This is a genomic window from Vibrio casei, assembly GCF_002218025.2.
GTDB lineage: Bacteria > Pseudomonadota > Gammaproteobacteria > Enterobacterales > Vibrionaceae > Vibrio > Vibrio casei.
Map to the genome: position 1 here is coordinate 2,709,753 of NZ_AP018680.1, position 21,420 is coordinate 2,731,172.

The window sequence follows — 21,420 nt, forward strand, 5'->3', positions numbered from 1 at the left end:
TTAACCTAGTTCGACTTCTCCAACTAGGTTAAAATCTTCATTTTCTATCGCTTTTTCAGCTAATTCTTCTAAATCAAATCGTAAAGCGTCAAATTCCACTAATATTTCATTTTCTTGAATTTGATAGCCAGCCATTTCGGACAATTTTCCCAATGAAACCACGCATTCAATAAGTTTTCCGGCTTGTTGAGCAGGAAAAATAATAACGTTACGTTCCTCTACCCAAGTTTGAATATCAGGAAATAATATATTTTGATTCATAAAACGACCTTGCACTAATATTCAACTACCAAAATTTTTTCTTAATTCACGTAATACTTGCTGATTACTCGGCCTCAAACCTCGCCACAGCATAAAACTTTCGGCAGCTTGTCCAACAAGCATTCCTAAACCATCATATGCATGAATAACACTATGAGATTTTGCCCAATCATTAAAACGGGTATTCTTCGAACCATAACTCATGTCATAACTGATACTTTGCGGAGTAAAAATATTGATACTGATATCTGGCAAGTTTCCACTTAGCCCAGCTGACGTTGAGTTAATGATAATATCAAAAGAAGTGTCAATTTCTTCCATTGGCATGGCGTGGATATGACCAAAAGGAGAAAACACATCGGCGAGCGCTTTGGCTTTTTCAAAGGTGCGGTTGGTAATGACTATTTCAGCAGGATGTTGATCTAATAGTGGCTTCAAAGCCCCTCTTGCCGCACCACCAGCACCCAACAATAAAACTTTAGCTCCTTTTATCTGTGACTGATATTGCAATAAGTCCTGAACCAACCCTTCACCATCAGTATTGTCACCAATGATTTGTCCGTCATCCAACTTCTTCAGTGTATTCACCGCTTGAGCCAATTGCGCTCGTTCGGTTAAACGATCGGCAAATTCAAAAGCATCCAATTTAAATGGCGCTGTCACATTGCACCCTTTGCCACCTTGAGCAAAAAACTCACTTACAGCCACTTTAAAACCATCAACCGGTGCTTCAATAATACCGTACTCCATTTGCTGACCCGTCTGACGAGCAAATAAAGTGTGAATGAATGGTGATTTACTGTGTTTAATCGGGTTTCCAAAAACAGCATAGCGATCTAGTTTATTAATGGCCATATCCTTGCCTTTTAAATAGTCATTACCAATCTCTTGGTTTTAAGTAATCTTGGTATAAAGACGCTTCTGCTGATCCAGTTGCTGGAGTATAATCATATTCCCAGCGCGCCAATGGGGGCATTGACATTAAGATTGACTCAGTACGCCCACCACTTTGTAAACCGAACAGAGTACCGCGATCATAAACCAAATTGAATTCAACATAACGACCACGACGATATAACTGGAACTGACGCTCCCGTTCACCATATTCATGATCTCGTCTTTTCTTCACGATAGGCAAATAAGCTTGAGTAAACCCTTCCCCCACAGATTTCATGTAATCAAAGCAGACTGAAAAATCCCATTGATTTAAGTCATCAAAAAATAAACCTCCCACACCACGAGTTTCATTACGGTGAGGTAAGAAGAAATATTTATCACACCATGCTTTATGTGCTTTATAAACATGCTCACCAAATGGTGCACAAATCGCTTTAGCTGTGTCATGCCAATGCTGGCAATCTTCTTCAAATGGATAGAAAGGCGTTAAATCAAATCCCCCCCCAAACCACCAAATAGGTTCTTCACCCTCTTTTTCTGCAATAAAAAAACGTACGTTAGCGTGTGAAGTGGGGATATAAGGGTTTTTAGGGTGGAGAACCAAAGAAACCCCCATAGCTTCAAATTGACGACCAGCCAACTCGGGACGATGAGCTGTTGCCGATGCTGGCATTTTATTACCAAACACATGGGAAAAATTCACGCCACCTTGTTCAAACACACCACCATCTCGAATAACACGGCTACGGCCACCACCACCTTGCTCGCGATCCCACTCATCCTGTAAGAATGCTCCTCCATCCACCGTTTCCAACTGAAGGCAAATAGAATCTTGCAACGACATTAAAAAGGCTTTCACCGCTGATTTGTCGACCTTTTGCATGATTTATCCTTGTCTTAATACATTGGATGTTTTGGCATCTCGAATTTCAGTTGGCACTGTTCTGCCGCCCACCTTACCTTCCAAAATAGCAATGAGTTTATCACCAAACTGATATTGAACCTCTTCAGTCGTACGGCAAGGTTCAAGACCGGTTAAGTTAGCGCTCGTTGAGGTTATTGGCTTACCAAAAGACAAGCAAAGCTTTTGAACTAATGGATGATCGGTCACTCGTACCGCAATAGAATGAAACTGTCCAGTAAGATGAGAGGAAACATTCTTATTAACCGGCATAACCCAGGTAACAGGACCAGGCCAACTAGCTTTAACCGTTTGAAGTTGCTCATCAGTTAATTGAGAGTCATCAATGTAAGGAAATAATTGTTGATAACTCGCCGCAATCAAAATTAGCCCCTTTTCTATTGGGCGCTGCTTAAGCTGAAGTAATTTCTCAATCGCCGACAAGTTATCAGGATCGCAACCTACACCAAATACTCCTTCAGTTGGGTAAGCAATCACGTCACCTTGGTGCAGCGCTTGTACAACAGCATCAAAATTATCCAACATTTGTTCCTCTTAGAGTGTGTCAGTTCACTTTATATTGACCAGTGTATAAAACCTTGGTGCTCATGCCTAAAAATTTTTCATTTCAATCTTAATTTCTTTAACCGCAATACAATTAGATTTCACTTTTAAACCAAACAACCTAACGCAAACGTTTTCCTTGGTGAGTTTTAACCGTATAATGTCGAACAATTCCCCTAATTCACTTATAAAAGACCTACGTTAAGGAGTTTTCGATGAAAGTTGGAATCATTATGGGTTCAAAATCCGATTGGCCAACCATGAAACTTGCCGCTGAAATGTTAGATCGTTTCAATGTGCCTTATGAAACCAAAGTGGTTTCCGCTCACCGAACTCCTCACTTATTAGCTGAATACGCAGAAAGTGCAAAAGCGCGTGGACTTAAAGTCATTATTGCTGGGGCTGGCGGTGCCGCTCACCTTCCAGGCATGGCTGCAGCCTTCACCAGCTTACCGGTATTGGGTGTGCCGGTTCAATCTCGTGCACTCTCTGGAGTTGATTCTCTTTATTCGATTGTTCAAATGCCAAAAGGCATTGCAGTGGGCACCTTAGCAATTGGTGAAGCCGGAGCAGCAAACGCGGGTATTCTCGCCGCGCAAATTTTAGGTACCCATGATGAAAAGATCATGGCTTCAGTTGAAGCTTTTCGTAAAGAGCAAACTGACACCGTTTTAGCGAATCCAAACCCGGCTGAGGATTAAGACTTATGGTAAATCAGCAAGTTCTTGTTTTGGGTGCGGGTCAATTGGCTCGAATGATGTCGTTAGCTGGCGCGCCATTAAATATTGATATTGCCGCTTTTGATGTCGATAGCGAAAAAATCATTCACCCATTAACACAACATGTTATTGGTCATGGATTAAATAACGCCATCGCTCAAGCCAATGTCATCACTGCCGAGTTTGAACACATTCCCCATTCTATCTTAGAGGTTTGTGAAAGAAGCGGGAAATTACAGCCTTCCACTCAAGCGATTAAAGCAGGTGGTGATCGTCGCATTGAAAAGCAATTACTTGACGATGCGAACGTCGCAAATGCCAAATACACCATCATTACCAATAGATCTGAATTCGACGCAGCTATTGCCTATGTCGGTGTCCCTATGGTGCTAAAAACCGCTTTAGGTGGTTATGATGGAAAAGGACAATGGCGCTTAAAACAACTTGAACAAGTCGAGTCTATTTGGCAAGAAATGGAACAAAGCTTATTGAATACCCCACACCAAGCCATCGTGGCTGAAGAGTTTGTTCCTTTCGGAAGAGAAGTGTCTTTGATTGGAGCCCGTAGAGCCAATGGAGACATCGTCGTCTACCCATTAGCTGAAAACATTCATGTCGATGGAGTATTAAGCCTTTCCACCGCTATTAATGAACCAGAGCTCCAAGAACAAGCAAAAAAAATGTTTATCGCTATTGCAGACAAACTCAATTACGTTGGTGTTTTGGCCATTGAGTTTTTTGATGTAGAAGGGCTGCTACTGGTTAATGAGATCGCTCCGCGCGTTCATAACTCTGGTCACTGGACACAACAAGGTGCCGAAGTTTGTCAATTTGAGAACCATTTACGTGCCGTGTGTAATTTACCGCTAGGCGATACTCGTCTTATTCGTCCAACAGCAATGGTGAATATTCTCGGCCTGGATACTTTACCAGAAGCCATCTTCGATATACCAAACTGTCACACGCATTGGTACGGGAAAGAAAAACGATCTGGACGAAAAATGGGCCATATAAACATTTGCGCTGATTCATCTGAGCAATTAAACGATACCCTGAAAAAACTAGCCAGCATTCTTCCAGTTGCCGACTTTCCGGCCTTACATAAGCACTAAGTTTTTAGACTATGACCAGTGGGTGGGCCATCAATGCCCACTTTTAATCAAGTTGAACCTTCTGACATTTACGATCAGCGCACTGAATTTTCACCCCACTAACTAAACGCTTTTCAACCAATAAAGGAAAGCCACACTGTTGGCATTTCCCTTTAACAGGAAGCAAGTTGATAGAAAATTTGCACTTTGGATAAGCATCACAAGCATAAAAGCTTTTCCCAAACCGAGACTGACGCTCAACCAATTGACCACTTTTACATTCAGGACAAGTTAAGTTCAATTCCGCAGCTTGTTCAGGTTTTGGATCGGAAGATTCAATATGGTGGCACTCAGGAAAGCGGCTACAACCAATGAACATACCATATCGGCCTTGACGTAACACCAACTCACCTTGCTGCACATCACTTTCTGCTTGCTTAGCACATTCAGGACAAACCACACCTAACGCTTTAATAATATGCCCATCATTTTGATGTAACGGACGAATATAATCACAGCTCGGATAGTGGTTACATCCCAGAAAGGGACCATGTTTACCATGACGAAGCTGAAGCTCACCTTGCTGTGTCTCATGACATTTTGGACAAGCTTCGTGCTCTAAAGCATGTTCATGGGCTGAAAATAACTTCTGATCGATTTTTTTGCTCATTATAATGAATTCAAATTAATGAACTAAGCCTTGTTCAGTAGAATAAAGTAACTCTTCCATTTGGGTATAAGCATTTTCATTACCAGGCACATTGAATAGAACCATTAAAATGACCCATTTTAAGTCATCCAAAGTGAACTCTTGCGTTTCTAATCCCATGATTCGATCAATTACCATTTCACGAGTTTCGGTAGTGAGTACTTTTACTTGCTCTAGGAAAAGAAGAAAACCACGACACTCTACATCAAGTCGTAGGGTTTCATCTTGAGTATAGATGCGGGTTGAATTAGCCGATCCTGTTGCCATATCAAGGCGTTCACCTTGCTGTAAGGCAGCCAAACCTTCTAACCAATGAAGTGCTTTATAAATTTCTTGTTGATGAAAGCCGGCTCTTAGTAACTCATCTTCAAGTTCATCTTGATCAATCATGAGCTCTGCATCGCTATGAATATAAGTTTCAAACAGGTACATAAGAATGTCCATCATAGCTTTACCCTCCGCGGCAACAACGTTAAATTAGCTAATTCTTATTATTAAGAATATAGCCTCCTTGAACCGAAATAACATGCCCCGCTAATTCAAGCTCCAAAATTTGCATCATTATCTCATGTACCGGTATATGGGTACGTTCAGACAAAATATCAACCGGGGTAGGTTCATTTCCTACGTTAGCCAACAGTTGAGGAAATGGCAATGCTTGCTGTTGCGATGTTGATGTTGATGTTGATTCAAAACTTAATTGGGATTGAACAGGTTGGTAACTATAAGCATTATTCCCCAATAAAGACCGAGCAAACACTGGATTCATTTCATCAAGAATATCCTGAGCACATAGCGCCATTATTGCACCATCTTGAATTAAACGATTCGTTCCAGCGTGTCCAGAATGATAAATGGAGCCGGGCAGTGCAAATACATCACGGTTTTGCTCCAGTGCATAACGGGCAGTAATTAGAGATCCACTGCGTTCGGCAGCTTCAATCACCAACACACCTTGAGATAATCCACTAATGATACGGTTTCGACGAGGAAAATGTTCAGGTCTTGGTTTGGCGTTAGGGCGAAACTCAGAGACTAACGCACCACCTTGTTGCACAATCCGCTCAGCTAAGCCTTTATGACGTGAAGGATAAACCTGATCAACTCCAGAACCTAATACCGCAATAGTGGTTCCTTGAGCTTGCAACGCCCCATCATGCGCATGCCCATCGATCCCCAACGCCAGACCACTCGTTACCGCCATACCTTGAGAAGCAAACTCATAGGAAAATTCACGAGAGGAGCGAAGCCCATCAATACTCGCATTACGACTCCCAACTATGGCAATTTGTGATTGATGCAAAGCATCAAGATTACCTTTAACAAATAATACTGGAGGATGAGATGACATCTGCTTCATCAGACTGGGATAACGATCGGATAAAGGTGTCACAATTGAGTGTAATCCTGAACTCGCTAACCAAGTTAAACACTGATCAACGTCAGCATTAGATTCTTGTTGAATATATTGAATCTGAGCCGGTTTTAATCCCAAACTTTGTAACTCTAAAACAGAATAACTAATAATATTTTTCGGAGAATCGACCGATAAAAGGCGAGATATTGATACCCCACCTAATTTAGGGGTGAAACTTAAAGTTAACCATGCACAAAGTTGAGATTCAGTCATTGGACATTAAACGGTTAAGCATTGTCATCACCTTGAGAAGATTCCGAGCTAGCGGTGTTTTGGGTTGAAGGATTCACGTGATTAGTTTGAACGGGGGAAATTGCAATACTGTTCACTCCAATTGGCTCGTCACTTTGGGTGATCAAAGCCAAACTAAATTTAGCGTAAGGACGAATAACCACCATCTGACCAATAGCGATCGGTGGAAGTTCTGCTGAACTAAACCCATTCACACCAATTTCTTTTTTATATCGGTAGCTACCTTTTCCACCATAAATCACCGCACCTTGTTTGGATAACTCAAACGTACTCCCTTGACTCAAACCGTCATCAAAACCACGATCAATCACCACCACCTGATTAAGGGCCATAAAATAATGACCGTCCATTGAACCTTTAATATTGGCAATCATTCCCGCGGGTGCTGGGTTTGGATGAAATACAGTTGATAGTGCTAAATCATTACCAATAACAGGCAGCGCAATATCATTAATCATAATTTCTTGCTGTTGATTAATTACTTGCAGAGCACTGTATTTATCACTGGTTTCTTTTAGTTTAGCGCGCGCAACCAAACGAAGTGAGTAAGCACTCGCATCCACATCATCACCACTACGCTCATATTGATTAACCAAACGATAAATAGTCCAATCAGGATGCGTCACTTTCCCATCGATATAAATACGTTCATTATGACTTAAAAATTTACGCCCCTCACTGGTACCTAAAACACGTAGTGCACTTTTTTTATCATCATCGGTCAATAATAAATCAGACTTCAAATAAGGTATCACTAAGCCCTCAGCCAGTGTTGGGATTGCCTTTTTATTCTGTTTACGGACATGAGGACCCATTTTTTTCATCGGTTTTAAACTTAATAATGGCTCACCATTGCGCCATGTTAAGGTCAATTTATCACCAGGGTAAATCAAATGTGGGTTTGAAATTTCAGGATTGACTTGCCACAAACGAGGCCATAGCCAAGGGCTATCTAAAAACAGTGCCGAAATATCCCATAATGTATCACCTTTTTTCACCACATAGGTCGTTGGTGCATCTTGTTTCAACAACAGTGGCTGCTGAACCGATGTTGAGGCAAAAACTGAAAAACTTACCAATAGAAAAACAAAAATTTTACATGTAAATCGCGTTACTTTAGACATGACCTTAGATTCCTTGGTCGACATTTTGTCGCTTAATGTCATTGGATGCTGTCATTTGCCTTCTAAAATGTCTAGAATTGTAGCCATAAGGTTTAAGCTGTTTTCGGCACAGTTCAATATTTAGAGTGTATATGTCTGTATTACAAGTATTAACATTCCCAGATGATCGCCTTCGTACCGTTGCAAAACCGGTAGATAAGGTGACATCTGAGCTTCAAAAATTCATCGATGACATGATTGAAACCATGTATGACGAAGAAGGTATCGGCCTTGCGGCTACCCAAGTTGATTTTCACCAACGAATTGTCGTGATCGACGTTTCTGATGAAAGAGATCAACCTATGGTATTAATCAATCCTGAGATTTTAGAAAAACGTGGTGAAGATGGAATAGAGGAAGGCTGCCTTTCTGTGCCTGGCGCGCGCGCTTTAGTTCCTAGAGCAGCAGAAGTTACCGTTAGAGCATTAGATAGAGATGGCAAAGAATTTACGTTTGAAGCTGATGATTTACTCGCCATTTGTGTTCAACATGAACTTGACCACTTGATGGGTAAATTGTTTGTCGATTATTTATCACCGTTAAAGCGTAAACGCATTCAAGATAAGCTTACCAAAATCAAGCGTTTCAACGAGAAACAAGATAAGTAACAGCCAACATAATACCCAATATTATTGAGAAACTCTTTCAGTAATCTTGAGTATATAAAATTGAGAAGGAAACCTACCTTGAGTCAGTCTTTAAGAATTGTCTTTGCAGGTACTCCGGATTTCGCCGCCCGTCACTTGGCGGCGTTGTTGTCTTCGGAGCATGATGTTATTGCCGTTTATACTCAACCCGATCGCCCAGCTGGTCGTGGTAAAAAGCTCACAGCAAGCCCAACCAAAACATTAGCGTTAGAGCATAATATTCCAGTATTTCAGCCTGAAAATTTCAAATCAGATGAAGCAAAACAACAACTCAAAGCCTTGAATGCTGATTTAATGATTGTAGTCGCTTACGGTTTATTGTTACCTCAAGCCGTACTCGATACTCCGCGCTTAGGGTGTATAAATGTACATGGTTCCATCTTGCCTCGCTGGCGCGGCGCGGCGCCTATTCAACGCTCTATTTGGGCAGGAGATAAACAAACCGGTGTGACCATCATGCAAATGGATATTGGGTTGGATACTGGTGACATGCTATCTGTTGCTACCTTACCCATCGAAAATACTGATACCAGCGCGTCTATGTATGAAAAATTGGCAGAGTTAGGACCTACCGCCTTGACGCAGTGCCTAGTCGATATTGCCAATAATCAAATATCACCCCAGAAGCAAAATGATGATGAAGCCAGCTACGCCAAAAAGTTAACGAAAGAAGAAGCCAAAATTGATTGGAACCATGACGCAGAGCATATTGAGCGTTGCATTCGCGCTTTTAACCCTTGGCCGATGAGCTATTTTAGTATTGAAGAAAGTGATAGCAAACAAAGCAATGTTAAGGTGTGGCAATCCCGAGTAGAAACAACGCTGACAGCTCATACTCCAGGTAAAATTATCCAAGCGGATAAGACCGGTATTTATATTGCAACCGGAAAAGATATTTTAGTGCTAGAGCAATTGCAGATCCCAGGCAAAAAAGCATTATCGGTACAAGACACATTAAATGCTCGCAGCCACTGGTTTGAAGTTGGCAACCAACTAAACTAAAGCTTGGCATCATTGAAAGGTACGGGAATGTGCCTTTCTTTATTTTATCCATTATTTTGTGGCTTGCGTTTGCGAGTTACTGACAAGAGAAAACACAATGAATGTTCGCGCAGCCGCTGCCAATGTCCTTTTTCAAGTGGTCGACAAAGGTCAATCGTTATCACACGCTTTACCTGCCGCTCAAAAAACAATTAAGCCACGAGATTACGCTTTGCTGCAAGAAATTTGCTACGGCGCTCTGCGTTATTTACCTCGCTTGGAATCTATTGCTAACGAACTAATGGATAACCCACTAAAAGGGAAAAAGCGCGTTTTCCATCATCTTATTTTAGTCGGTATTTATCAATTAAGCTTCATGCGTATTCCTTCTCATGCCGCAGTAGCAGAAACGGTAGAAGGCACAAAAACACTCCGAGGCCCAAGTCTCAGCGGTTTAATCAATGCGGTATTACGTAGCTATTTACGCGATCAAGAGGCATTAGATTCCAAGTCGGTTAGCCATAATGCAGGTAAATATGGTCACCCAAGCTGGTTACTAAAATTATTACAAGAAAGCTACCCAGAGCAATGGGAAGCTTTGGTTGAAGCCAATAATAGTAAGGCACCAATGTGGTTGCGTGTAAACCGTAAACACCATACTCGTGCTGAATATCAAGTATTGCTGGATCAAGAAAATATCGAATATACCCTTCATCCAGAAGCAGAAGATGCGATAAAGCTATCGTCACCTTGTGATGTCACTGTGCTGCCCGGGTTTAGCCAAGGCTGGGTTTCCGTCCAAGATGCCGCAGCCCAATTATCCGTCAACTACTTACAACCACAAAATGGTGAATTGATCTTAGATTGCTGCGCCGCACCCGGCGGAAAAACGGCTCATATTTTAGAACATACTGAAGATACAGAAGTCGTGGCGATTGACAGTGATGTTAAACGATTAGACAGAGTTTATGACAACCTTGAGCGACTACAATTACGCGCTGATGTGATTTGTGGCGATGCTCGCTACCCGGAAGAGTGGTGGCATGGTGAGAAGTTCGATCGCATTTTACTCGATGCCCCTTGCTCTGCTACCGGTGTCATTCGCCGCCATCCTGATATTAAATGGTTACGTCGAGCCAGTGATATTGAAGCATTGTCGGTATTACAAAGCGAAATTCTAGACGCGATGTGGAGACAATTAAAACCAGAAGGTACTTTGGTTTACGCTACATGTTCAGTCACACCACAAGAAAATGTTGAGCAAATTCGTGCTTTTTTACAACGTACATCAAACGCACAATTAATCAATTCTGATATTAATAAGCCAGGTCGCCAAATATTTCCAGGTGAAGAAGATATGGATGGATTTTATTACGCCGTTTTACGCAAAACAATTTAGTTCTTATTTTATATGGCATTAATTTATCGCTAATTAACTCAAGCTTAACTTAGGTATTACTCACACTATGAAAATCATTATTCTTGGCGCTGGACAAGTTGGCGGTACGCTGGCAGAAAACTTAGTTGGTGAAAATAACGATATTACGATCATAGACCGCAATACCGATCGCTTGCGAGAATTACAAGATAAGTACGATTTACGGGTGGTCAATGGCCATGCTAGCCACCCCGATACATTACGCGAGGCTGGCGCTCAAGATGCCGACATGCTAGTGGCTGTGACCAATTCAGATGAAACCAACATGGCTGCATGTCAGGTGGCCTTCACATTATTCAATACTCCAAGCCGTATTGCTCGCATTCGTTCACCAGAATACCTCGCTGAAAAAGATGCTCTCTTTCAATCTGGCGCCATTCCAGTTGATCATTTAATCGCGCCAGAAGAGTTAGTAACCAGTTATATTGAGCGGCTCATTCAATATCCTGGCGCCTTACAAGTCGTCAGCTTTGCTGAACGTAAAGTCAGTCTTGTTGCTGTAAAAGCCTACTATGGCGGCCCGTTAGTGGGGAATGCACTTTCAGCCCTACGCGATCACATGCCTCATATTGATACTCGGGTTGCCGCTATTTTCCGTCAAGGTCGCCCTATTCGCCCTCAAGGCACCACAATCATAGAAGCAGATGATGAAGTGTTCTTCGTCGCCGCCAGTAACCACATTCGCGCAGTCATGAGTGAACTGCAACGCTTAGAGAAAACCTATCGCCGCATTATGATTGTCGGCGGTGGTAATATCGGATCTAGCCTCGCTAAGCGATTAGAAAAAGATTACAGCGTCAAACTGATTGAACGCAGTTATCAACGTGCCGAACAACTTTCTGAAGAACTCGAAAATACCATCGTGTTTTGCGGTGATGCCGCCGATCAAGAGCTACTCAATGAAGAAAATATCGACCAAGTGGATGTGTTCATCGCACTGACAAACGAAGATGAAACCAACATCATGTCGGCCATGCTAGCAAAACGCTTAGGTGCCAAAAAAGTAATGGTGCTGATTCAACGTAGCGCTTATGTCGATTTAGTACAAGGTGGCGCTATTGATGTGGCAATTTCTCCTCAACAAGCCACCATTTCGGCACTACTAACGCACGTACGCCGTGCTGATATTGTCAACGTTTCATCTTTACGACGTGGGGCTGCAGAGGCCATTGAAGCCATTGCCCATGGCGATGAGACCACATCCAAAGTTGTAGGTAAAGCGATTGGCGATATAAAACTACCACCAGGCACGACCATCGGCGCCATTGTTCGCGGTGAAGAAGTATTAATCGCTCACGACCGAACCATCATTGAACAAGATGACCACGTTGTGATGTTCTTAGTGGATAAGAAATATGTGCCAGATGTTGAACGCCTATTCCAACCGAGTCCGTTTTTCTTATAAAGATGGCAATATAAACCATGGTTAATTATCGCCCAATATTATTCGTTCTTGGACTCGTACTATCGAAAATAGCACTGTTCATGTACGTCCCAACATTAATGGCTTTTTTTACCGGAACCGATGGGTTCATTGAATTTGGCCAAGCTGTGATCATCACTCATATCGCCTCATTCATACTACTCACCCTTGGTCGCACCAAAGATTTTCGCCTTGGCGTGCGAGATATGTTCCTCATTACTAGCCTTGTGTGGACTATCGCCAGCTGTTTTGCTGCATTACCATTCATGTTTCTCAACCATATCAGCTTTACTGACGCTTATTTTGAAACGATGTCAGGCATTACCACAACAGGTTCAACGGTATTGAGTGGCTTGGATAACATGGCACCAAGTATTCTATTATGGCGCTCAACACTACAATGGATAGGTGGTGTCGGTTTTATCGTCATGGCTGTTGCTATCTTGCCAATGCTAAATGTCGGGGGGATGAAGTTATTCCAAACAGAATCATCCGACTGGTCAGATAAAAGCAGCCCAAGAGCCAAAAATGTCGCTAAAAATATTGTATGGGTCTACTTAATTCTTACGCTGCTTTGTATTCTTGGTTATTTTATGACTGGTATGGGTTGGTTTGACGCCATTAATCATGCCTTTACCACGCTTTCAACCGGAGGTTATTCAACCACCGATCAATCAATGAATCACTTCTCTCATGGTGCGCATTGGATAGGCTCTATCTTCATGTTTTTAGGGGGATTACCTTTCTTACTTTTTATTGGTGCTCTGCGTAAAAAAAGCCCCAAAACACTTCTGCTTGATGCTCAAGTTCGTGGCTTTTTCTACTTAGTCGTCTCTGCTAGTCTCATCGTCGCTTTTTGGATGACTTTTCAAGACCAGTATGCATTTACCGATGCCATTAGAATATCGACCTTTAACATCATTTCAGTGTTAACCACAACGGGCTTTGGTTTAGATGACTTTACCTCATGGGGAGGTCTTCCTTCTGTCATCTTTGCCTTTTTAATGATTGTTGGTGCTTGTTCTGGCTCTACAGCAGGTGGTATCAAAATTTTTCGATTTCAAATCGCTTCAACATTACTCAATAAACAAATGATGCGCTTAATCCACCCATCAGGCGTGTTTGTCCAACGATACAATCATCGCCCAGTTAATGATGATATTGTGCGCTCTGTGGTGGCTTTTGTTCTTACCTTTGTGCTAACAATTATCTTCATTGCTGGTGGGTTAAGCGCGATGGGTCTTGACCCAATTACCAGCATTAGTGGCGCCATGACGGCGGTTGCCAACGTTGGACCGGGAATGGGTTCTGTCATTGGCCCAACAGGAAACTTTGCATCACTCCCCGATGCGGCAAAATGGCTACTCAGTTTTGGTATGTTAATGGGACGCTTAGAAATCCTCACAATTTTAGTTGTCTTTTTCCCTGCGTTCTGGCGAACCTAAACCCACCCGTCTCCTAAATAAAAACCAAAAGGCGAATTCTAATAAAAGAATCCGCCTTTTTTATATAAAATAAAACTGCTGCTCTCATTGTCCACGTTAATCGAACTAACGCGAGTAGGCAGGTACCACTTAAGCCACAACTTTCGCCACAACCGGAACATACCAATAAATGCTGATAAAATGGCAAATACAACCACCTAATACGAACAAATGCCAAATAGAATGATTATATTGAATACGTTGACTAGCGTAAAAAATAACGCCTAATGAGTAAATAATGCCACCAGCCACCAACCACACGACCGCCATAATATCCAGGTGTGTTGCCAATTGATAAACCACCACCAAAGACAACCACCCCATAGCAAGATAACTTAATAGTGAAAATGCTTTGAATCGATACACAAAAGACACCTTCATAATCACCCCCAGTATCGCAATAATCCAGATCACCACCATCAATCCAATGGCCAACTCCGTTCTCAGCCCCACCAATAAAAACGGGGTGTAACTGCCTGCTATCAATAAATAAATCGCACTATGATCCAATGTTTTAAGCCATCGTTTTGCTAAAGGGTTAGCAATCGCATGGTACAAAGTCGACGCCAAAAATAAGACGATAATACTCGCCCCATACACCCCCATACTCACATAGGTTAAAGTATCCGCTTGGTAGGTATAAGACTTTATTAACAACATAGCCAAAGCCACCACGCCAAACAGCACCCCTAAACCGTGGCTAATACTGTTGGCAAGCTCTTCTTTGTATGTGTATTCAGGTGATGACATAAGAACAACCTAAATGATTTCCGATATTGGTGGTAATATTTTGGCACATTCAACTTACACTTGTAAGCTTAAATTATTTAAAACCTTCATTTCATAAAATAAAACTAAGAAGATTGATCTAAAAAAGCAATCACCTTATTACCTGCCGCTTTTGGATCTTCATCATGTTGCAGCACTAACTCTCGCTTAAGCTTATGACCACCAATTAAGTTAGATAACATACCGCCCATGCCCTTTTTCTGACGATCAACCTCAAACCAAATCGTTAAATCGTCTTGACTGCGATAAGTGACAATCTCTAACTCCCTCCAGCGTCCATGAAACTCGCCATGAACTGGTACAAACTCAAACTCTTGAACAAAAGGAAGATCAAAGCCTTTAACCGCTTCACATTCTACTTGGCGAATACGCAAACCCGCTTCTTCTAAAGCAGAAAAAATGCCATCTTCTAACGGATCTGGACGCACTGTAATTTCATCTTTATCGGTAGGATCAGAAGCCAGTGCAATGTCTAAACTAGTCTCAAGCCACACCTTAGAATCACCAAGTGTAATCGGCGTATTCCATGGCACATCCAATACCACAGAAAAAACGCGATCTTGTTGAGGCTCAATATCAAACGTTTCAGGCAATGACCACTTGGCTAATACATAGGTTTTAGCCACTTTTTGTCCTGGCATTTGTCGGTCATCTTGGTTTCGACGCTCCATTTGGTATCGACAGCATAATTTCAGATGAATATTGTCAATCGATTGTTTCGTAGCGCCACCATAAACATGAACATCAACGGCAACAGATTGCCCTGGGTATACAACATCTTGTTTAAGAATCGTATCTACTCGAGCCGAACCAATTCCTAAACTGGCTAAGGTTTTCTTAAAAAATGACATATCGACTCCTCATCTTTTTTAAATTTAAGTAAATTATTCACTTACCACTAAAAAGGTTATCGCATTAGCAAATATTTGTGACTATACTATTACACAGTCGAAAAGTTGTTCGATTGCTGGTCGTAAATTGGACAAACAATCAGAATAAATAATGATTGGATCAGCTAACAATAGCAATGGATATGCGTTTTTATAGGTAGTTACTATATGCGTCCCGTTCCTGTTCGTGCTTCATGTTCTCGTGGTTCAGCGTCTCGTCGTCGCCATTGCTTTGTTGCAGCTCCTGTAGCAAAGCCTGTTAAAGCGCCAACAAACACGCCTAATCAACAGTAATGCAACACACTGAACTTATTCAAGAGCGTAGCATCATTTAGGTGCTGCGCTTTTTTTTATAATTTGATACCGTATCCTTACAAAATCCTTATTATCACTATGGAAATAAAATGAAATGTCACCGTGTAAACGAGCTGATGGAACTGCTTCACCCTGAATGGCAAAAAGATCCGGAGCTTAATCTTCTTCAATTCCTCATCAAGCTTAGCAAAGAAGCTGGCTATGAGGGCCCACTAGAAAACCTGACGGATGATGTACTCATTTATCATCTTAAAATGCGAAATAGCGCAAAGGAAGAGATGATTCCAGGCTTAGCTAAAGATCAAGAAGACGATTTTAAAACCGCATTATTGCGTGCGCGTGGCATTATAAAGTAGACACCACTTGATTGGCCAAGTTCACCACATCTTTTCTATCAGCTTGGCTTTATTTCTTTTAATTTCAATTGTTCACATAATATATCGATGTGAATTTACGATAAACCTTGAAGCGCGTAACGACTTCCCTACAGCCTTTCCTATATACTGTGGCACAATAATCCCGCGTAAATAAATCAAAGCAAAGCACTTTGATAGAGGATAAGGAAGCAGCAATGGATCCAAATAAAATCGATGTGAAAATTATCGTTCCCAAAACAAATCGTGATGCCAATGGCAAGATCTACGTGCGCAAAAGTCAAGGGGCTTATCAAAAGCTTCGGCGTTATGGTGGCTGGTTTTTAATGCTGCTGTTTGCTTTATTACCATGGATTTCTTATGACGGTAGACAAGCGATTTTATTTGATTTAGGTAAACAACAATTTCTTTTCTTTGGGGCAACATTCTTCCCTCAAGACCTCACTTTGCTTGCCTTAATTTTTGTTATTGCTGCCTTTGGTTTATTCCTTCTGACCACCTTTTTGGGCCGAGTTTGGTGTGGTTATTTATGCCCACAAACTGTCTGGACTTTCATTTTTATTTGGTTTGAAGAAAAACTCGAAGGCCCAGCTAACAAACGCCGTAAACAAGATAATAATAAGTACTCCTCTCACCTTATTGTCCGTAAAACCCTTAAACATATTGCATGGTGGGCTGTGTCTATCATCACAGGGTTAGTCTTTGTAGGATACTTCATTCCAATCAAAGAACTCTCTATTGAATTTTTCACTTTTGAATTAGGTTTCTTACCTGCTTTTTGGGTGTGGTTCTTTGCCGCCTGTACTTATGGAAATGCAGGTTGGATGCGTGCGATCATGTGTTTGCACATGTGTCCGTATGCCCGCTTCCAATCAGCCATGTTTGATAAAGACACCTACATCGTCGGTTATGATACAAAACGCGGAGAAAAACGAGGCCCTCGCTCACTAAAAGCAAAAAAACCAAAAGACTTAGGCGACTGCATTGACTGTAATTTATGTGTTCAAGTGTGCCCAACCGGAATCGATATTCGTAATGGATTACAGTATGAGTGCATCAATTGCGGAGCATGTATTGATGCTTGCGATCACACTATGGAACGCATGGGCTATGAAAAAGGGCTCATTAGCTACACCACGGAACATAAATTGGCAGGAAACAAAACCAAAATCATGCGTCCAAAATTGATTGGTTATAGCGTTGCTTTGGTGCTGATGCTGGCTTTGTTTATCGCTCAAGTAGTCACCGTTGATCCCATTAATATGAGCGTTCTGCGCGATCGTAATCAAATGTACCGTATTGATAGTAATGGCTGGATTGAAAATACTTATACCTTAAAAATCCTTAACAAAACCCAACAAGAACAACAATATAACATTGATGTGGCAGAGTTAAAAAATGTGAAATGGTATGGCTCGCAAACCATTTCTGTACCGGCGGGTCAATTGGTAAGTAAACCGTTAAGCTTAGCGGTAAGCCCAGATGAATTAACATCGCCGATAGTTAAGTTTGAGTTTATACTCTCAGACAATGATGGCTTTAGCTTAAAAGTAGAAAGCCGCTTTATTAAAAAGTTATAATGAGCACAATTACCAACAACACGTTTATAAACGAAAAGAGCTTTTCGTCACGTATTCACATTCCGTAATACAACAAGGAAGGGCTTGGTAACAAGCCCTTTTATTTTATGAACGATACCGACGTACAACTGAATATGGCTTTTAATTTTGAAGCCTTAACGCCTGATTTCATGTGGTATGCACTAGAAAGCATTGGTATTCGAGCCGAATCTGGGCTGCTGGCACTAAACAGCTATGAAAACCGTGTGTACCAATTTATCGATGAAGACAAACGACGTTATGTTGTGAAATTTTATCGGCCACAACGTTGGACACAACAACAAATATTGGAAGAGCATCATTTCACCCTCGAATTATTAGAACAAGATATTCCCGTCGCGCCACCTTGTCTAATAAACGGCATGACATTACACCAATACCAAGGGTATTACTTTGCACTATTCGCCAGTGTCGGGGGCCGTCAATTTGAAGTCGATAACCTTGATCAATTAGAAGGTGTTGGGCGATTTTTAGGTCGAATGCATCAAGTGGGACAAGCTAAGCCTTTTCTTCACCGTCCTACCATGAGTTTAGAAGAATACTTATATCAACCACGCAAACTTCTTAATAACAGTCCCTTCATTCCAAGCTATTTAGAAAACAGCTTTTTTAGTGACCTAGATAGGCTGATTGATCAATTAGAGCAACATTGGACAGAACCTAAATCAATTATTCGATTACATGGTGATTGCCATCCGGGGAATATTTTATGGCGTGATGGCCCTATGTTTGTCGATTTAGATGACTCCCGCAATGGCCCCGCGATTCAAGATATATGGATGCTACTGAGCGGTGATCGCCAAGATAAAACGATGCAACTGGACATAGTTTTAGAGGCTTATTCAGAGTTTTCACATTTTGATACCAATCAATTGAAACTGATTGAGCCTTTGCGAGGTCTTAGGATGGTGCATTACATGGCGTGGCTGGCAAAACGCTGGAACGATCCAGCTTTTCCGATTGCATTTCCATGGTTTAACGATGCAAAATACTGGGAAAATCAAGTACTGGCATTTAAAGAACAAATTGCCACTTTACAAGAACCAACATTATCATTAACCCCACAATGGTAATTCGCTTTTAAATGAAATGGAGTTGATTCACTAATGAAAAAAATTGTTACCTTTTTTGCTGCGCTTTTACTAAGCTTTGCAGTCCAAGCAGAACGTTTTCCTGAAGGCGATTACTATAAAGTTATCGACTTACCACGTTCATCAAGTCCTATTGTGACTGAGTTTTTCTCTTTTTATTGCCCACACTGTAATGACTTTGAACCTATGATTGGCGCCCTTAAAAAGCACCTTGATGGCAAGGCCGAATTCGAAAAAGTACCGGTTTCCTTTATGGGGGGCAACATGGGTAAGCCAATGAGTAAAGCTTATGCAACCATGGTGTCTTTAAATGTGGATGATAAATTAACCCCTGTGATGTTTAACCGCATTCACGCCCAACGTAACCCACCAAAAGATGAAGCAGATCTTCGCCAAATTTTCTTAGATAACGGTGTATCTGCCTCTGATTTTGATGGTACTTACAATAGTTTCGCGGTGGACTCTATGGTTCGCCGTTTCGACAAATCCTTTAAAGATAGTGGGCTATCGGGTGTTCCAACCGTTGTCGTCAACAATAAATACGTTGTCGATGCGAGCAAAATAAAAGACATCAACGAATACTTCGATTTAATTGATTCTTTATTGAAAAAATAATTCGATAACACAAACAAAACGGGAAGCTTAGTCAGCTTCTCGTTTTTTATACTCGCCATTCTACCGCCTTCGAAATAAAAGAATCACACCGCTTGTGCGGTAAGTTGCTTCAATAAACGATCCATATTTCGATAACCTAATGCTTCCGCTAAGTGGGGTTTTTGGATGTTTTCACAACCAGATAAATCGGCAATAGTACGCGCTACTTTTAAAATACGGTGATACGCTCTCACTGACAATCCAAGCTGATGCAAGGCATGCTCTAAAAACTCCGCATCTTGCTTTTCTAGTTGACAGTAATGTTCAATTTCTCTGCTCCCCAATAATGCATTCACCTTACCGCTGCGTTTTAACATTACTTGTCTGGCTTGCCATACACGCGCTTTAACCACCTCAGTCGGCTCACCTCGCTCTCCACCTTGAGATAGCATCCCTTTAGGTAACGCGGGAATTTCTATCGACATATCAAATCGATCTAATAACGGGCCAGATAAACGGCTTAAATACCGTAAGATCAGTTGAGGATTGGTACGAGACTGAGACCCTTCATAATGCCCCGTTGGGCTAGGATTTAACGCGCCCACCAATTGAAAACGTGCCGGAAAACGAGTTTTACCTGCAGCGCGCGAGATAATGATTTCACCAGACTCTAATGGCTCACGTAAAGAGTCGAGTACTTTTCGATCAAATTCTGGCATCTCATCTAAAAACAACAATCCATTATGAGCCAATGATATCTCTCCCGGCCTTGGGATCGAACCACCCCCTACCAATGCCGCCATTGAACTGGAGTGATGTGGTGCACGAAAAGGCCGGGTTTTCCAATTATGATGATTAATATCTAACTCTGTCAGTGAGGCTACCGATGCGCTTTCTAATGCTTCATCATTTTCCATCTCGGGGAGTAAATCGCACAACCGAGACGCCAACATTGTTTTACCAGTACCGGGAGGCCCGAGAAACAGTAAATTATGCGAACCTGCGGCGGCGATTTCAAGCGCACGCTTGCCTTGTTGCTGCCCAATGATATCTTGAAGATCTCGTTCGTTGGTTTTCACTTCTGGTTGGTGGGGAGCAATAAAAAGGCTTAGGTTTTGTTGACCACATAAATCCGCACAAACTTCCAATAACGTCGCGGCTGATTTATGTAACCCTTCCCCAACCAACGCCGCTTGATCGCCATTATCATTCGGCACCACCAAGCATCGTTGCTGCTTTTTACACGCCAATGCGGCAGGCAATACGCCTTTCACACGGCGCAATTCTCCCGATAATGCAAGCTCCCCAACAAACTCATAATGCTCTAACTTATTGATCGCAATTTGCTGAGAAGCAGCCAAAATCCCTAATGCTATTGGTAAGTCAAAACGCCCCCCTTCTTTGGGTAAATCAGCAGGCGCCAAATTGACAGTGATGCGTTTAGCCGGAAATTCAAAATTAGAATTTAAAATGGCGCTGCGAACGCGATCTTTAGATTCTTTGACCGTCGTCTCTGGTAAACCCACCAAAGAGAACCCCGGCATGCCGTTACTAATATGCACTTCAACGGTCACTTCAGGAGCTTCCACCCCAACACACGCTCGGCTATGTATGATTGCCAATTCCATTTTTTTATCCATTAATTAATTTGCCATAATTGACTGTTTTTTATCTGTATAGCTTTATATACAAGCTTTGAGCTGGGTCGTATGGTTAAAAAAGTGTGAGTTTTTGCTTGTATTATAAGCAGAGTCTGTGATACCACTAACAATACACGTTTACTAAAGTGCTTATTTGAAAC

At 41.7% G+C, this 21,420-nt stretch carries 23 protein-coding genes; 12 read left to right on the forward strand and 11 right to left on the reverse strand.

The genetic code is table 11. The annotated features are described in order from the left end of the window. The 4 genes from VCASEI_RS12660 to VCASEI_RS12675 are packed head-to-tail and all read right to left on the reverse strand — an operon-like array spanning position 1 to position 2,602. Complete coding sequence (locus VCASEI_RS12660) at positions 1-261, reverse strand: DUF1488 family protein (protein ID WP_086959177.1); 261 nt, start codon at positions 259-261, stop codon at positions 1-3. Positions 262-282: 21 nt separating this feature from the next. Beyond that, the gene (aroE, locus tag VCASEI_RS12665) at positions 283-1,116 is read right to left on the reverse strand and encodes a shikimate dehydrogenase (RefSeq protein ID WP_089110347.1); all 834 of its coding nucleotides are present in this window, start codon (positions 1,114-1,116) and stop codon (positions 283-285) included. Positions 1,117-1,138: 22 nt separating this feature from the next. Continuing rightward, on the reverse strand, positions 1,139-2,041 hold the full coding sequence (gene hemF / locus VCASEI_RS12670; RefSeq protein ID WP_086959175.1) for an oxygen-dependent coproporphyrinogen oxidase: 903 nt from the start codon (positions 2,039-2,041) through the stop codon (positions 1,139-1,141). A 3-nt stretch (positions 2,042-2,044) separates the two neighbouring features. Continuing rightward, positions 2,045-2,602, reverse strand: coding sequence for a Sua5/YciO/YrdC/YwlC family protein (locus tag VCASEI_RS12675; RefSeq protein ID WP_086959189.1), 558 nt, complete (start codon positions 2,600-2,602; stop codon positions 2,045-2,047). Between the two features lie 236 nt (positions 2,603-2,838). Between VCASEI_RS12675 and purE the strand changes: the two genes are divergently transcribed. Beyond that, positions 2,839-3,324 (forward strand): 5-(carboxyamino)imidazole ribonucleotide mutase, encoded by a 486-nt coding sequence (gene purE, locus VCASEI_RS12680; RefSeq protein ID WP_086959173.1) that lies wholly within the window; start codon positions 2,839-2,841, stop codon positions 3,322-3,324. 5 nt (positions 3,325-3,329) lie between these two features. Next, positions 3,330-4,454, forward strand: coding sequence for a 5-(carboxyamino)imidazole ribonucleotide synthase (locus VCASEI_RS12685; protein ID WP_086959171.1), 1,125 nt, complete (start codon positions 3,330-3,332; stop codon positions 4,452-4,454). A gap of 43 nt (positions 4,455-4,497) precedes the next feature. On the opposite strand, the gene VCASEI_RS12690 is transcribed toward VCASEI_RS12685, so the two are convergent. From VCASEI_RS12690 to VCASEI_RS12705, 4 genes are read right to left on the reverse strand one after another with little or no spacing between them, the layout of a single operon-like run. Continuing rightward, positions 4,498-5,103, reverse strand: coding sequence for a DNA topoisomerase family protein (locus VCASEI_RS12690; RefSeq protein ID WP_089110348.1), 606 nt, complete (start codon positions 5,101-5,103; stop codon positions 4,498-4,500). A 15-nt stretch (positions 5,104-5,118) separates the two neighbouring features. Beyond that, positions 5,119-5,589 (reverse strand): DUF494 family protein, encoded by a 471-nt coding sequence (locus tag VCASEI_RS12695; RefSeq protein ID WP_086959167.1) that lies wholly within the window; start codon positions 5,587-5,589, stop codon positions 5,119-5,121. A gap of 34 nt (positions 5,590-5,623) precedes the next feature. Next, the gene (gene dprA / locus VCASEI_RS12700; RefSeq protein WP_089110349.1) at positions 5,624-6,772 is read right to left on the reverse strand and encodes a DNA-processing protein DprA; all 1,149 of its coding nucleotides are present in this window, start codon (positions 6,770-6,772) and stop codon (positions 5,624-5,626) included. Between the two features lie 14 nt (positions 6,773-6,786). Then, positions 6,787-7,935: a LysM peptidoglycan-binding domain-containing protein gene (locus VCASEI_RS12705; RefSeq protein WP_089110350.1), complete on the reverse strand. Its 1,149-nt coding sequence runs from the start codon at positions 7,933-7,935 to the stop codon at positions 6,787-6,789. A gap of 131 nt (positions 7,936-8,066) precedes the next feature. On the opposite strand from VCASEI_RS12705, the gene def reads away from it, so the two are divergent. The 5 genes from def (at position 8,067) to VCASEI_RS12730 (ending at position 13,908) form a co-directional block, all read left to right on the forward strand. Next, complete coding sequence (def, locus tag VCASEI_RS12710) at positions 8,067-8,582, forward strand: peptide deformylase (RefSeq protein ID WP_086959162.1); 516 nt, start codon at positions 8,067-8,069, stop codon at positions 8,580-8,582. A gap of 78 nt (positions 8,583-8,660) precedes the next feature. Then, positions 8,661-9,623, forward strand: a complete 963-nt coding sequence (fmt, locus tag VCASEI_RS12715; RefSeq protein WP_086959160.1) for a methionyl-tRNA formyltransferase — start codon at positions 8,661-8,663, stop codon at positions 9,621-9,623. A 97-nt stretch (positions 9,624-9,720) separates the two neighbouring features. Continuing rightward, positions 9,721-11,001, forward strand: a complete 1,281-nt coding sequence (rsmB, locus tag VCASEI_RS12720) for a 16S rRNA (cytosine(967)-C(5))-methyltransferase RsmB (protein ID WP_086959158.1) — start codon at positions 9,721-9,723, stop codon at positions 10,999-11,001. A gap of 67 nt (positions 11,002-11,068) precedes the next feature. Beyond that, a complete protein-coding gene (trkA, locus tag VCASEI_RS12725) occupies positions 11,069-12,445 on the forward strand; it encodes a Trk system potassium transporter TrkA (protein ID WP_086959156.1) in 1,377 nt (458 codons plus the stop codon). Between the two features lie 17 nt (positions 12,446-12,462). Next, a complete protein-coding gene (locus tag VCASEI_RS12730; protein WP_086959154.1) occupies positions 12,463-13,908 on the forward strand; it encodes a TrkH family potassium uptake protein in 1,446 nt (481 codons plus the stop codon). 129 nt (positions 13,909-14,037) lie between these two features. Here VCASEI_RS12730 and trhA read toward each other — a convergent pair whose 3' ends face one another. Next, the gene (gene trhA / locus VCASEI_RS12735) at positions 14,038-14,697 is read right to left on the reverse strand and encodes a PAQR family membrane homeostasis protein TrhA (RefSeq protein WP_086959152.1); all 660 of its coding nucleotides are present in this window, start codon (positions 14,695-14,697) and stop codon (positions 14,038-14,040) included. Positions 14,698-14,801: 104 nt separating this feature from the next. Continuing rightward, positions 14,802-15,587, reverse strand: coding sequence for a sporulation protein (locus VCASEI_RS12740; RefSeq protein WP_086959150.1), 786 nt, complete (start codon positions 15,585-15,587; stop codon positions 14,802-14,804). Positions 15,588-15,794: 207 nt separating this feature from the next. On the opposite strand from VCASEI_RS12740, the gene VCASEI_RS19785 reads away from it, so the two are divergent. The 5 genes from VCASEI_RS19785 (at position 15,795) to VCASEI_RS12760 (ending at position 19,640) form a co-directional block, all read left to right on the forward strand. Next, positions 15,795-15,920 (forward strand): hypothetical protein, encoded by a 126-nt coding sequence (locus VCASEI_RS19785; protein WP_258954845.1) that lies wholly within the window; start codon positions 15,795-15,797, stop codon positions 15,918-15,920. Between the two features lie 110 nt (positions 15,921-16,030). Next, positions 16,031-16,297, forward strand: a complete 267-nt coding sequence (locus VCASEI_RS12745) for a YihD family protein (protein WP_086959148.1) — start codon at positions 16,031-16,033, stop codon at positions 16,295-16,297. Positions 16,298-16,512: 215 nt separating this feature from the next. Continuing rightward, complete coding sequence (gene ccoG / locus VCASEI_RS12750) at positions 16,513-17,895, forward strand: cytochrome c oxidase accessory protein CcoG (RefSeq protein ID WP_089110351.1); 1,383 nt, start codon at positions 16,513-16,515, stop codon at positions 17,893-17,895. 107 nt (positions 17,896-18,002) lie between these two features. Beyond that, a complete protein-coding gene (locus VCASEI_RS12755; protein ID WP_170924547.1) occupies positions 18,003-19,007 on the forward strand; it encodes a serine/threonine protein kinase in 1,005 nt (334 codons plus the stop codon). A 33-nt stretch (positions 19,008-19,040) separates the two neighbouring features. Further along, positions 19,041-19,640, forward strand: a complete 600-nt coding sequence (locus VCASEI_RS12760) for a thiol:disulfide interchange protein DsbA/DsbL (protein WP_089110352.1) — start codon at positions 19,041-19,043, stop codon at positions 19,638-19,640. 83 nt (positions 19,641-19,723) lie between these two features. On the opposite strand, the gene VCASEI_RS12765 is transcribed toward VCASEI_RS12760, so the two are convergent. Next, the gene (locus VCASEI_RS12765) at positions 19,724-21,247 is read right to left on the reverse strand and encodes a YifB family Mg chelatase-like AAA ATPase (RefSeq protein ID WP_089110353.1); all 1,524 of its coding nucleotides are present in this window, start codon (positions 21,245-21,247) and stop codon (positions 19,724-19,726) included. Positions 21,248-21,420 lie beyond the last annotated feature (173 nt).